Source organism: Streptomyces sp. NPDC022910, from assembly GCF_055561075.1.
This window is the reverse complement of record NZ_JBVHHL010000034.1, coordinates 19,435-32,350: the sequence shown is the minus strand read 5'-3', so window position 1 is coordinate 32,350 and position 12,916 is coordinate 19,435. Positions and strand designations below refer to the sequence as shown.

10 protein-coding genes and 2 pseudogenes are annotated in these 12,916 nt (G+C 70.6%); 6 read left to right on the top strand and 6 right to left on the bottom strand.

Annotation, left to right across the window (positions count from 1 at the left end; all coding sequences use genetic code 11):
- Positions 1–9: 9 nt before the first annotated feature.
- Positions 10–1,941 carry a maleylacetate reductase and hydroxyquinol 1,2-dioxygenase domain-containing protein gene (locus ACZ3TS_RS27655; RefSeq protein ID WP_467623009.1) on the bottom strand — a complete coding sequence of 644 codons (1,932 nt, stop codon included), beginning with the start codon at positions 1,939–1,941 and terminating at the stop codon, positions 10–12.
- A gap of 587 nt (positions 1,942–2,528) precedes the next feature.
- Between ACZ3TS_RS27655 and ACZ3TS_RS27650 the strand changes: the two genes are divergently transcribed.
- Both ACZ3TS_RS27650 and ACZ3TS_RS27645 read left to right on the top strand, forming a co-directional pair.
- Complete coding sequence (locus ACZ3TS_RS27650) at positions 2,529–2,732, top strand: aldo/keto reductase (RefSeq protein ID WP_467623006.1); 204 nt, start codon at positions 2,529–2,531, stop codon at positions 2,730–2,732.
- A gap of 71 nt (positions 2,733–2,803) precedes the next feature.
- Positions 2,804–3,517, top strand: coding sequence for an aldo/keto reductase (locus ACZ3TS_RS27645; protein ID WP_467623005.1), 714 nt, complete (start codon positions 2,804–2,806; stop codon positions 3,515–3,517).
- 88 nt (positions 3,518–3,605) lie between these two features.
- Here ACZ3TS_RS27645 and ACZ3TS_RS27640 read toward each other — a convergent pair whose 3' ends face one another.
- Both ACZ3TS_RS27640 and ACZ3TS_RS27635 read right to left on the bottom strand, forming a co-directional pair.
- Positions 3,606–4,757 (bottom strand): glutathione-independent formaldehyde dehydrogenase, encoded by a 1,152-nt coding sequence (locus tag ACZ3TS_RS27640; protein ID WP_467623116.1) that lies wholly within the window; start codon positions 4,755–4,757, stop codon positions 3,606–3,608.
- A gap of 200 nt (positions 4,758–4,957) precedes the next feature.
- A complete protein-coding gene (locus ACZ3TS_RS27635; RefSeq protein ID WP_467623003.1) occupies positions 4,958–6,052 on the bottom strand; it encodes a carboxylate-amine ligase in 1,095 nt (364 codons plus the stop codon).
- Positions 6,053–6,501: 449 nt separating this feature from the next.
- Here ACZ3TS_RS27635 and ACZ3TS_RS27630 point away from each other — a divergent pair, with 449 nt between their 5' ends.
- The 3 genes and pseudogenes from ACZ3TS_RS27630 to ACZ3TS_RS27620 all read left to right on the top strand — a co-directional run bounded on the left by ACZ3TS_RS27630 (position 6,502) and on the right by ACZ3TS_RS27620 (position 8,691).
- Positions 6,502–7,311, top strand: coding sequence for an SDR family oxidoreductase (locus ACZ3TS_RS27630; RefSeq protein WP_467623000.1), 810 nt, complete (start codon positions 6,502–6,504; stop codon positions 7,309–7,311).
- A 185-nt stretch (positions 7,312–7,496) separates the two neighbouring features.
- Positions 7,497–8,138 (top strand): annotated as a pseudogene (locus ACZ3TS_RS27625) (alpha/beta hydrolase); the annotation flags it as partial.
- Between the two features lie 124 nt (positions 8,139–8,262).
- A complete protein-coding gene (locus ACZ3TS_RS27620) occupies positions 8,263–8,691 on the top strand; it encodes an ATP-binding protein (protein WP_467622997.1) in 429 nt (142 codons plus the stop codon).
- A gap of 95 nt (positions 8,692–8,786) precedes the next feature.
- Here ACZ3TS_RS27620 and ACZ3TS_RS27615 read toward each other — a convergent pair.
- Positions 8,787–9,044: pseudogene (locus tag ACZ3TS_RS27615) on the bottom strand (cysteine hydrolase family protein); the annotation flags it as partial.
- Positions 9,045–9,313: 269 nt separating this feature from the next.
- Between ACZ3TS_RS27615 and ACZ3TS_RS27610 the strand changes: the two are divergent.
- A complete protein-coding gene (locus tag ACZ3TS_RS27610; RefSeq protein WP_467622994.1) occupies positions 9,314–10,258 on the top strand; it encodes a serine hydrolase in 945 nt (314 codons plus the stop codon).
- Positions 10,259–10,487: 229 nt separating this feature from the next.
- Here ACZ3TS_RS27610 and ACZ3TS_RS27605 read toward each other — a convergent pair whose 3' ends face one another.
- Both ACZ3TS_RS27605 and ACZ3TS_RS27600 read right to left on the bottom strand, forming a co-directional pair.
- Positions 10,488–11,579 (bottom strand): alpha/beta hydrolase, encoded by a 1,092-nt coding sequence (locus ACZ3TS_RS27605; RefSeq protein ID WP_467622991.1) that lies wholly within the window; start codon positions 11,577–11,579, stop codon positions 10,488–10,490.
- A 443-nt stretch (positions 11,580–12,022) separates the two neighbouring features.
- The gene (locus ACZ3TS_RS27600) at positions 12,023–12,907 is read right to left on the bottom strand and encodes a helix-turn-helix domain-containing protein (RefSeq protein ID WP_467622988.1); all 885 of its coding nucleotides are present in this window, start codon (positions 12,905–12,907) and stop codon (positions 12,023–12,025) included.
- Between the last annotated feature and the right edge of the window lie 9 nt (positions 12,908–12,916).

The window sequence follows — 12,916 nt, the reverse complement described above, 5'->3', positions numbered from 1 at the left end:
GCTCCTCGGTCAGCCGGCCAGCGGGGCGATGCGGAAGGTGTAGTCGAGGCGACGCCACTGCCCGTCGACGCGGCGGCCGTCGGGGGTGGGGCCGCTGTGCGGCGTGTAGTCGACGACGAGTGCGTCCTTGACGCCGAAGACGGTGTCGCTGTCCAGGTAGGCGCCGCCCGCCACGAACAGCTGGGTGACGAGCCTGCGGTGACCGGGCGCGTCGATCATGAAATGGAGGTGCGGAGCCCGGTAGGGGTGGCGTCCTACGGCGGCGAGCATCTGCCCGACCGGCCCGTCGTCGGGGATCGGGTATTCGTGCGGCAGGATCGACCAGAAGGTGATCCGGCCCTCGGCGTCGGTGCGCATCCGGGCGCGGAGCACCGGCCCCTCCAGGTCGGGGAGTTGGACGTCGTAGAAGCCGTCCTCGTTGGACTGCCAGACGTCCACGACCGCGTCCTTGACGGGCTCGCCGGCCGTGTCCAGGACCTGCACGTCCGCCCACAACGGGGTGCCGGGCAGACCGCCGGAGATATCGCTCCCATGCGCCGCCTCCGGCGGGCCCTCGACATAGAAGGGGCCGAGCACCGCGGACGGAGTGGTGGTGGGAGTGCGGGAGTTGGTCAGCAGATCCACGGCGCTGGAGACGCCCAGGGTGTCCGAGAGGAGCACGAACTCCTGACGGGTCGGTCCGCAGATCTGCCCGGTGCGCGTGAGAAAGTCGATCGCGTACTGCCACTCGGCATCGGTGAGGTCGTTGGCTGCCACGAAGGCGTGCAGGCGCCGGACGATATCGGTCAGGAGCGCGCGGACACGCGGATCAGGGGCCTGCGCGAAGCTGGCCACGACCTGGTCGGTGAGACGGGTCAACCGGTCGCCGACGGTGGAGCTTCGACCGTTCGGGCGGCGCCCCGTCCAGGCGTCGGACAGCAGGGCCGCGACGCCCTCGGCGGTCACCTCGCGCGGGTTCGGATACGGGGTCGCCGCGGCCAGCTCGGCAGCGCGGGCCAGGCCCGATTCCGGCATGCCGAGGTCACGCAGGGAGGTCGGGCCGCCGAGGGAGGTGACCAGGTCATGGACCCCCGAGGGCGCGTCCGCCGCGCCGAGGGCCTCGGCGATGCGGCGCATCACATCGGGCATCGCGGGCGCGTTGTAGGCCATGGCGTGCGGCAGGACGACGGTGTGCGTCTCGGCGTGAGGCAGGTCGAAGGTGCCGCCGAGCGTGTGGCACAGCTTGTGGTGCAGGCCCATCCCGACCGTGGCCAGGCAGGTGCCGGCGAGCCAGGCCGCGTGCAGCAGGTCGGCACGCGCGCCGGGGTCGGCCGGATCGGTGGCGAGCCGGGGCAGCGCCCGGGCGATCCGGGAGATCGCGTCGAGGGCTTGCTGGTCGGTGACCGGGTTGGCGTCGGCCGAGTACAGCGCCTCCACGGCGTGCGCCAGCGCGTTCACTCCGCTCGTCACGGACATGGCGAGGGGCAGGGTCAAGGTGAAGTCGATGTCGTAGACGACGGTCTCGGGCAGGATCGCCGCGGACGACTGTGTGACCTTGCGTCCGTCGTGGGTCTCGCCGAGTACGGGAGTGACCTCCGAACCGGCGTAGGTGGTCGGCAGGATCACCTGCGGCAGGTCGGTGCGCAGCGCCAGTGCCTTCGACAGTCCGGTGGTCGAGCCGCCGCCGACGGCCACGAGGCAGTCGGCGGTCGCCTCCCGCAGCACGGCGAGCGCCTGCTCGGTCACCTGTACCGGGGTGTGCATCACCGCGCCGTCGAACTCCGCCACCAGCAGTCCGCCCAGCGTCTCGCGGACCCGCGCGGAGGCATCTGCCAGGGCAGGGCTGGACAGCAGCAGCACCCGGGAGCAGCCGAGCCGTTCCACCTCCTCACGGAGACGGCCGACGGTACCGGCACCGAAGACCACCCGTGAGGCACGGGATGAATAGACGAACGTCCGCATTGAGTTCCGCCTCTGCATGTCGGTGAAGACGCGCCGTGCGCTTGGCCACAGAGTCTGCGAGTTGCGTCCATGTGAACGCCTGCACGATCGGCGCGTTGTCGCTGCACGAAACACGCACAGGGGCGGATGCGGCCACCACATCTCCTCGCGGGTGCCCGGACTGCGATGGCGACCGCTCGTTGAGGCCCAGGTCCCCTCAGCGGCTGGGCTGCGTTGCGCCGGTTGCCGAGTCGATCAGCACGGCGGCTGCCTCGCGGGCGGTGTCGGTCAGGAACTTGACGATCGCCTGCTTGTGCTCGATCACGCCCTCGGGACGGCGGGCAGGTCTCCGGCCGTCTCCACGGCCGCATGGTGGAAGGGGCAGCCTTCCCGCGCACCGCGACCACCCCGTGGCTGGTCCTCGACAGCTGGGGCGACGTGCTGGTCACGCCGGATGTACAACGATCGCTTTACCTGGATCGAGCGACGTCGCATCTTGCAAGGTACAGCGATCGCTTTACTTCATCCTCGGGAGGCGTCATGCTCCACACCACCTTCGGTCGCACGACCGGGCTACGAGTGTCCGAAGTGGCGCTCGGCACCGAAACTTGGGCACCCGCTGGGGCACGGAAGCCGAGCCGAAGGAGGCACGCCGGATCTTCGAGCGCTTCGCGGATGCCGGCGGCACCTTCGTCGACACCGCCGAGAGCTACCAGGTCGGGCAGTCCGAGGAGGTCCTCGGCGAGCTTTTGACAGGCGTCCGCTCCCGCTTCGTGCTGGCGACCAAGTTCGCGGGCGGCGTCGACCGGTAGGCCGGAGCCATGGGCACCGGCAACAGCCGCAAGAACATGGTGCGGGCGCGGTCGAGGACAGCCTGCGGCGGTTGGACACCGACCACATCGACCTGCTGTGGGTGCACTTCCCCGACACGGTGACCCCTGTGGAGGAGATCATGCGCGGCTTGGACGACCTGTCCCGCCAAGGCAAGATCCTTTATGCGGGCCTGTCCGACTTCCCGGCCTGGCGCACCGCCCGCGCCGTCACCCTGGCCGAACTGCGCGGGACGGCTCCCGTGATCGGCGTCCAGTTCGAGTACAGCCTGGTCGAGCGCACCGCCGACCGCGAGATCCTGCCCATGGCCGAAGCTCTCGGGCTGGGCGGCGCGCTGTGGTCACCGCTCGGCGGCGGGCTGCTCACCGGCAAGTACCGCACCGGGAGTCAGGGTCGTCTGAGCGACTGGCAGCGCCTGGTCCACACCGAGGACGGGGCGCAGAAAACGGACGTGATCGACGCCCTGCTGGCTGTCGCCGAGGAGGTCGGCGTCCGTCCCGCTCAGATCGCCGTCGCCTGGCTGCGGGAGCGCGCCGCCCGTTCGGCCACCGCGCTCATTCCCGTCATCGGGCCGCGCACCACGGCCCAGCTGGAGGACTACCTCGGCGCCCTGGACGTACAGCTGGAAGAGGAGCAGTACCGGCGCCTGGAGGAGGTCAGCCGTATCTCCCTGGGGCAGCCGCACGACCAGGTCGCCGCTCAGCTCCCCGTTGTCCTCGGCACCGACCCGACCCGCTTCCGCCTGCCGGGACTCCCCGTCGCCTGAAGCCACGCCCGGTACGGTCCCGCGACCAGCCACGGGACCTGCCATGACCGGGTCCGGGCACCCGTGCGCCCGGACCCGTTCCGTCCCTTTACGCCGCGAGTGCGTGAGCGGGGTGCAGAACCACCTTGGTGTAGCCTTCCACCCGCTTGTCGAACTTCTCGTACGCCTGCGGCGCCTGGTCCAGCGGCAGTTCGTGGGAGACGACGAAGCTGGGCTCGGCGCGCCCGGCGATGATCATGTCGCGCAACTGCCGGTTGTATCGCTTGACGTTGCACTGGCCGGTGCCCATCTTCTGGCCCTTCTCGAACATCCTGCCGATGGAGACCAGGAGTTGGCCGTGCTTGGCGTGCTCGTCGGGTCCGCCCGGGTCGGAGGGCACGTACAGACCCGGTACACCGAGCCTGCCGGTGGCCCGCACCGTCTCGACGAGCTCGTTGAGCACGATGGCGGGCTCCTCGTGACTGGCGTCGTGTGCCTGCGCCTGGTAGCCGACCGCATCCACCCCCTTGTCGGTTCCTTCTCCCTCCGTTTGTTCCTTGATCTGCTGGGCCGGGTCGCCCTTGGTGAAGTCGATGGGGATGGCTCCGATCTGCTCCGCCTTGGCGAGCCGCTCGGGCACCCGGTCGACGCAGAACACCTTCGCCGCACCGCGCAGCAGTGCGGAGTAGGCCGCCATCAGACCCACGGGTCCGGCGCCGTAAACAGCCACGCTCTCGCCTGGGGACACCTGGGCGAGCTCGCATCCGTGGTAGCCGGTCGGGAAGATGTCGGCGAGAAGCACGAAATCAGTCTCGAACTGCTCTCCCGGCGGCAGTTTCAGGCAGTTGAAGTCCGCGAAGGGCACGCGCAGCCGCTCCGCCTGGCCACCCTTGTACGGGCCCATCGCCACGTAGCCGTATGCTCCGCCGGCGAATCCGGGATTGACCGTGAGGCAGAAGCCGGTTTCTCCGGCGAGGCAGTTCTTGCAGAATCCGCAGGCGACGTTGAAGGGCATCACTACGCGGTCACCCTTGGACAGGGAGGTCACACCGGGACCGACCTCCTCGACTATGCCGAGGTTCTCGTGTCCGAAGACGATGCCCGGCTCGGCCGCCGTGCGGCCTTCGTACATGTGCAGGTCCGATCCGCAGATCGCGCTCGACGTGACACGGACGAGCACGTCGTTGGGGTGCTGGATCTGTGGATCGTCGACGTCCCTCACAGCCACACTGAAGGGCTTCTCATAGACGACGGCTTTCACCTGGGTCACCTCCGCGTCGAACACTGGATGACGGCGACGGGAGTCCCGCTACCGGGGGACGCACACGGAGACGCGGGCCTTCGGCCTGCGCCGTGGCCCCGGGTGCTCTCGCTTCGCCGCCGGATACTTCCAGGTAACGCCCGTACGGCATGCGCCGCAACCCACGCCGGGGCGACCACGGACCGGTTCGGGGGCGCCCGTCAGGCCATGGCAGCGACATCGGCGATCATGTCGGTGACGGCCTGGAGACCGCCGTTCGACAGAGCTTGCCGTTGCCGCTCCGCACCCGTGCCCTCCTGCAGCAGACGGTGCACCAGTGCGGTCACCTCGCGGGTGTCACCGGCAGCGTCCAGCGCCGACCCGACGTGGTCCAGGAGCCCCTGCACCGCCTCGCCCGCCGGGCAACGCCTGCCATCGAGGGCGAGCAGCTCTCCGCTCAGCCCGTAACGCGCCGCCTGCCACATCGACGCCTTCACCAGCTCCGGCTCCCACTCAGGCACCGGACTTCCCGCCTCCGCTTCACGCATGGCGGTGTCGGCCAAAGCGCGCATCAGTCCGGCGAACATCACCGCGTCGTCCGTGCGCAGCTGCACGTCCAGGCAGCGCACCTCGACTGTGGGATACCGCTCGGAAAGGCGGGCCTGCCAGTACAACTGACCGGTATCACTGATCACACCCGTCGCCAGCAGCCGCCGCACCCGCAGGTCGTAGTCCACCTCATCGGCGAAGTACGGTGGGACGCCGCTGACCGGCCACCTGTCGAAGACGACGGTGCGCCAGCTCGCGAACCCTGTGTCGTGCCCCTCCCACAGGGGCGAGTTGGCCGACATGGCCGTCAGCGTCGGCAGCCACAGCCGGAGCCGGTTCAGCACCTCGACACCCACCTGTCGACTGGGCACGGCCACATGCACGTGCATGCCGTTGACCATCTGCTCCGCCACCAGCTGCGGCGCCTGCCGCTGCATGGCCCGGTAGCGCTCCTTGTCGGTCACGGGCACCGGCAGACCCTCCGCCAGCGGCGGTGTCCCACTGGCCAGCATCCTGCAGCCGTGCGCCCGGGCCGCCCCGGCCACGGCGTGCCGCAGACGCAGCAGGTGGCCGCCGACCTCCTCCAGCGTGACGCACACGGGAGTGGCCACCTCGACCTGGGCGCGCAGCAGTTCCGCCTGCACCTCCTCGGCGGCAACATACGGCGCCAGGCCGACCGCGGCCCGCACTTTCTCCCCCTTCGCCGCCAGACGACCCGTGTCCTGATCGATCAGCAGGTACTCCTCTTCGACACCGACCGTCGCCATCGCCGACCTTCCCGTCCCTGCCGCCGCGCACCGCCCCGGCCGGGCGCTTCTGGCCCGGCGCCGCGGGCATCCACCCCCGGCCCGTCCGCTTCATGGTGCGCCTGGCAAGTTCCGCGACCGGGCCCACTCAAACCTGGCCCTCTGAGTGCCGAGCAGGACCGAACGGGCCCGGTCGCGATCATCCCGCCCCCGGCGCCGGGGGCGGTGCCGTCGGCCCATCGCCCCGTGGTGCCGTCCATGACACGGCAGACGCGGCTCGGGCCGCTGTTCCGACCGGGTGCGCGACCGCGCGCGGTACGCGATCGGCGAGGGGCGGGATGCAGCGCACCGCTGCGGGAGGTGCGTGCTGGGTACCGCTCCGGCCCGCACGAAGGGCCACCGGTTTGCCCAGCACGTCCCCGGGTACTGCGGTGCTTCGTCCGAGAGCATTCGCCCACCGGGAGCCCGTCATGTCCGTCCCCACCTCTTCCGCGTCCCAGGTGGCCGTGATCACCGGCGCCGACTCCGGCATCGGCCGCGCCACCGCCGTCCGCCTGGCCGAAGCGGGAATGGACATCGGCATCACCTGGCACAGCGATCACAAGGGCGCCGAAAGGACCGCCGAGGAGGTCCGCGGCACGGGACGCCGTGCCGCCGTGGCCCAGATGGACCTCACCCGTCTGCCCGCCGCCGCGGACACGGTCGACGACCTGTGCGAGGAGCTCGGCCGCCTCGACGTCCTGGTCAACAACGCCGGTACGGGCACGATGACGCCCTTCCTCGCCCTGGAGCCGGACGACGTGCGCCAGGTCCTCGACGTCGACCTCCTCGGCCCGTTCCTGTGCGGGCAGCGCGCTGCACGGCACATGATCCGGCAGGGCGACGGCGGCCGGATCGTCAACGTGACCTCCGTACACGAACACCAGCCGCGTGTGGGGGCCGCCCCGTACTGCGCGGCCAAGGGCGGCCTCGGGCTCCTCACTCAGGTCATGGCCCTTGAGCTGGCCGAACACGGCATCACCGTCAACGCCGTGGCGCCCGGCGAGATCGCCACCCCCATGACCGGCCAGGAGGACACCGACGTGCACACCGAGCACCGGCCCGGCATTCCTCTCGGGCGCCCGGGCGACGCCCGCGAGGTCGCGGCTGTGATCGCCTTTCTCGCCGGCCGCGACGCCTCCTACGTCACCGGTGCGTCCTGGAGCGTGGACGGCGGCATGCTCCGGATGGGCCCGATGGCCGGTTCACACCTGACCGGCGACGAATGGCGACGCCCCTGAGGCGTGAAGTGGGGCAAACCCCCGTGACAACACGGACGTTGTCCGGATGTGACGGCCGAACGTGATCCGCCAGGCTCCTTGTGCATGAAGCTGACCAGCAGCACAAGAGCCGCCTGGACGGTCGCCTCGGCCGTCCTCCTCGGTCTCGTCGTACCCATGACCACATCCCCGTCCGCGGCCTGACCGCGGCCGAGGTGCGGCCGCTGTTCCTGCGCCTGGCCCCCCGGCTCGACCGCGCACCCCCCTGGCCGGGCGCCAACCCCGAGGAGATGAACGGCAATGTGCTGCGCCAGACCATGCTGGCAGCCTCTACGCTCCCAGCCGCTTTCCCGCCCTGGCCGAACTGACGCTGGCCGCCCGGCAGGGCACCGTGCCACCAGCGCCGGCGGCGCCGCCGGAACCGGTGCTGCAGAACGTCACCGCGGTCGGCGCCGCCACCCTGTGCAACGACATCACATGGCCCCGGGTCGGCGGCCGAGTACCAAAAGGGCGCGACCGAGAGCCGGAAGAAACATCCGCTCACCGCGGGCATGCCCCGAAACGCGCTGGTCTGCGCCGCCTGGCCGTACCCGCCGAGGCAAGCCCCGGTGCGGATCACCGGCCACGGACCTTCCAACATCCTGCTCGTACAGAACGAACGGGACGTCGCCACCCCGCTGAACGGCGCCCTCGAACTCCGGGACGCCCTCGGCGAGCGCGCAGTGATCGTGACCGTCGACTCCACCGGCCAACCCCATCTGGCCAACGGGAACGCATGCGGCGACCACACCGTCCCCCACTTCCTGGCGACCGGGGAGCGGTCTGCCGAGGTCGTCCACTGCGAGTAGGAGATTCCTTACGGGTCATCGATCACCGCGCCTGTGCGGTCGGCGTACAAGAGGATTCCAGGTCGCGTCAACACCTGCTGCGCGGGTACCCGCGACGATGCGCGGTCGAGCAGGGAGGCACACGGTGAGCGCATCGTCGGTCAGGGCAGTGGGGTGGGCGCGCTCCCTTCCGCTGAACGGCGGGGTGAAGGCGGCGCGTGACTGGGCTCGCGGACACCTGGAGTCGCTGGGCTGGGCCGACAGTGCGCCCGAGACGGTGGACGCGGTTCTGCTGACCATCACGGAACTGGTGACCAACGCCCAGATACATGCGCACAGTTCCGCGCAGGTGGTGCTGACCTGGGACACCCGCTGTCTGCACGTCGCCGTCCACGATGCCTCCACCGACCTGCCCACGCCTCGCCCGCCCAGCGCTCAGCGCGCCGGCGGGCGGGGCATGCTGCTCGTCGACGCACTGGCCGACGAATGGCAGGCCCGACTCTGCCCCGACGGCAAGATCGTCCACGCATGCTTCAGGCCGCCTGCTCCCACCGGGCGGACCGACGCCTCCTGACCGGGACACCACGCGATCACGACCGCCAAGTCCCCGCCAGAGCCGGTCGATGGCGTAGGCGCCGCAGCATCCGGGCGTCCTCGAATCCCACTGTGGAGCACCGGCTCGCCCGGCCGCGGGCCGTCCAGCTCCTGAAGCGGGCGGACGTGGCCCGATGCCGGGTCGAAGACACCTCCTGAGCCCGGCTCGGTGTGCAACACCCAGACGATCAGGTCGCCGGCGGCGCGGGCCGGCGCGACCAGCCGGTCGACGGTCTCGGCGATCTTCGGGTCGGAGATGCGGTCCCACAGGGGGTGGACGCGAAACGACTCCTGGACATCCACGACGATCAGTGCGCGATTCCTGACATCGATTGTGACCGCGTCGGACGTCTCGTCCCCAGGCCCGATCAGGGCCCGTGGTGGAACGATCCGGTCACACGCCGGGAGTGGCGGGTGGCGACCGTGCACGGCACGCACGAGGGGGTCACTGTGACGGCGCCCACACCCGGGCCTGTGGTTCTGGCCACACTCCTGGACTGACAGCGGCCTGTGGTGACGACCGTCACCGCGAAAGGCGGGCATTTTGTCTAAGTTCGCAGTTCCGTGTCCCCTTCACACGAACTGCGGAGACCAGCCTCACGATGCCCTACCGACCGTTCCCCCTGCTGCACCCGCAGAGCACGGCAGGACGCCGGGCCAAACGCGCCGTCGCCTGCGCCGGCGTGCTCCTGACCTCGGTGACGGCGCTCTTCTCGGCCGGCGCCCTCGACCCGTCGCCGGCGACGGCGGCCTCGTCACCGGCGAACGTTCCCCCGTCAGCAGTGACCGCGGCTACGTCACCGGCGCGGGACACCGCTACAGCGGCGTCCGTCGCACCGGTCCAGCCACAGAACAAGGCGCGGGTGACGGCCGCGGTACTCGACCTGGACGGCACGGGCCGCGAACCCATGGTGTACGGCAACGACACCCCCTACGACACCGCGAGCATCGTGAAGGTCCACATTCTCGCGACAGTGCTGCTCCAGGCTCAGGACGCGGGACGAGCGCTGACCGCGCAGGAGCGCGCCCTCGCGGAGACGATGATCGAGCACAGTGACAACGCGTCGGCGAACGCCCTGTGGCGGGAGATCGGCCAGGCGCCCGGGCTGGAGGCCGCGAACAGGCGACTGGGGCTGACCTCGACGAAGCCCGGCACGGGCTTCCTCTGGGGGCTTACGCAGACGACGGCGACTGACCAGATACGGCTGCTCCGCGCAGTGTTCGCGACCGGCCCCGCCCCGAAAGCGGGCTCCACGGCACTGAACGAAGCGTCCCGGTCCTACATCAGGACGCTGATGACCCGTATCGCGAGCGACCAGTCATGGGGCGTCTCGGCGGCCACCGGTTCCGGCTGGGCATTGAAGAACGGCTGGCTGCAGCGCAGTACGACCGGACTGTGGGACATCAACAGCATCGGACAGGTCTCGATGAACGGACGCCGCTACCTGGTCGCGGTCCTCTCGGACGGCAACACGTCGATGAAGGACGGCATCGCGGTCGTGGAACGCACCGCCCGGGCAGCCGTGTCGTCGGCATCCGCCCACTGACGGGGCATCGGCGGAGCGCCTGCCGAGACAAGGCGTCGCCCGCGATCACCCGCGATGCCGGCGCCCCTTGCGCCCACCACTGCCGACCGGCCGGGCGACGAAACCCAGCAGGCAGTGCACCAGCATGCGCGGCGGAGAGCAGGCGGTCGACGGGCGAGCCCGGCAGACTCGCCCGCCGGTCCCTGCAGGCCCGTGCTGCACAGCAGCCGAGCTGACGCGGATCGGCGCGTCAGCTGTGGAGGGCCTGCCGAAGGGCCGCGATGGCCTGGGCTACCGCGGACTTGGCGGCCTCGCTGTCGGCGAGTCCGTTGAGCATCACGAAGTCGTGGATCATGCGCGGGTAGTTGGTGTACGTGACGGGAACACCAGCGGTGCGCAGCTTGTCGGCGTACTGACGGCCTTCGTCATGCAGTACGTCGCTGTCGGTGATGACCAAGGCCTTCGGCAGGCCGCTCAGTTGGGCGGTGGTGGCGCGCAGCGGGGAGGCGGTGGGCTGGTTGCGCACGGTGGTGTCGGGGGCGTACTGGTTCCAGAACCACATCATGCCCGCGGCGGTGAGCCAGCAGCCGGTGGCGAACCGCTTGTAGGAAGCGGTGGTGAACGAGGCGTCGGTGACCGGGTAGAACAGCACCTGCTGGGCCAGCTCCGGACCACCGCGCTCCTTGGCCATCAGGGTGATGGCAGCGGTCATGTTGCCGCCGACGCTGTCACCGGCCACGGCCAGCCGGGAGCCGTCGACGTCGATCTCGTCGCCGTGCTGGGCGACCCACTGGGTGGCGGCGTAAGCCTGCTCGTTGGCGACGGGGTACTTGGCCTCGGGTGAGGGGGTGTAGTTGACGAAGATCACCGCCGCCTTGGCGCCGTTGGCTATCTGCCGGACGAGGCGGTCGTGGGTGGAGGCGTCACCGAGCACCCAGCCGCCGCCGTGGAAGTACATCACCGCGGGCAGCTTGCCGGTCATGCCCTGCGGCCGGACGATGCGGATCGAGACCGAGCCGGTGGGCCCGCCAGGGATGGTGCGCGTGGTGATGTCGGCGGGGAGCTTCGCCACCGGGTAGGCGGCCTGGAGGTCCAAGAGCGACTTACGGGCCGCGGCGGGCGTCAGGTCCTGGATCGGCGGGCCGTCCGCCGCGGCCAACTTGTCGAGGAACGCCTGGGCGGTCGGCTCGAGGTCGACCCGGGGATCACCGCAGGTCGCCTTGGGGGCGGCGGCAGCGGGGGTGGCCAGGGCCGGGACGGCGGCGAGCGTGGCGGTGGCGAGCAGCGCCGTGAGGCCGGACAGGGACTTGCGCAGCGAGCGGGAGCGTCGGGTGGCGCTCATGGATGTCCTCCTTTCGAGGGGCACTTCTCCACGAGCGTTCCAGCGCTTCCCGTCGACCGGCCCGCCGGACTGGGCTGAAAGGGTGGTGCGGCACGTCCGCACGGGTGGTCGGCACACCCTGCGGTTTGCGGACGTCAGACGTCCCATGCGATCCCGCGTGTGCATGCCCGACGTGTCACCGGACACGGGCGTCCCGGGTTGCCGGAAACGCGGTGGCCCAGGGCGCACCCCCGGTCGGCTCCGCTGGTGCCGACCCGGCACCTGAACACTCCTGCGGCCCCTGGAGGCGACCCGATCGGCCCCTGGCAGTACCTCTTCGCACGCGCCGCGGACGCGGGCCTGATCCACGACGAAGTCGGTGCGGTCCGAACTCCGCGGCACGCCTGGACATCGGGCTGACGCGCATCCTCGACCGGGGCGGTGACACGGCGCCACCGCTCGCGTCAGGGCCGCGGCGTACCCGGCTGTGGCGTCGAGCTCCTTTTCCCTTGGGACGCGGCCCAACTGGCGAGCAGTGCGATGCGTTCCGCGGAAGGGGACCCCGGTTCGGCGGTGAAGACGCCCAGGGTCTGTTCCGGGTCGTCGACGGGGGTGAATGCCTCGTAGCCCAGGACGAGGTCGCCGACGACGGGATGGTGGAAGCGCTTGGTGCCATGGGTGCGCTGGAACACGTCGTGGTCGGCCCACCAGCGACGGAAGTCCGCGTCATGGACGGAGAGTTCACCGACCAGCTCGGCCAGGGCCGGGTCGTGCGGATGGCGTCCGGCGTACAGGCGCAGGGAGGCGACGATGCCGCGGGCGGCGTCTTCCCAGTCGGCGTACAGCGAACGGAAGTGGTCGTGGAGGAAGACCAGGCGGGCCATGTTGCGGCCGCGGACGGGCAGGGCCTCGAAGTCCGTGTACAGCGCTCGGGCGAGGTGATTACTGGCCAGGACATCCATGCGCCGGCCGTACACGAGGGCCGGGACGTCGGTCAGGCTGTTCAGCAGCAGCCGCAGGCCGGGGCGTACGCGCTGCGGCGGCAGGGGGCGCGGACGAGTGCGGGCGGGCTTGGCGATCCGGAACAGGTGTGCACGCTCCAGGTCGTTCAGCCGCAGGGCGCGGGCGATCGCGTCCAGGACCGATGCGGAGACGTTCAGGTGGCGGCCGCGTTCGAGACGGACGTAGTAGTCCACGCTGACACCGGCCAGCTGTGCGACCTCCTCGCGCCGCAGGCCCGGAACCCGGCGGGCACCGGGCTGCGGTACCAGTCCCGCCTCCTCCGGGGTGATCTTCGCGCGGCGCGAGCGCAGGAAGTCCCGCAGCTCGGTGTTCGGTTCCTGGGCCATATCCCCACG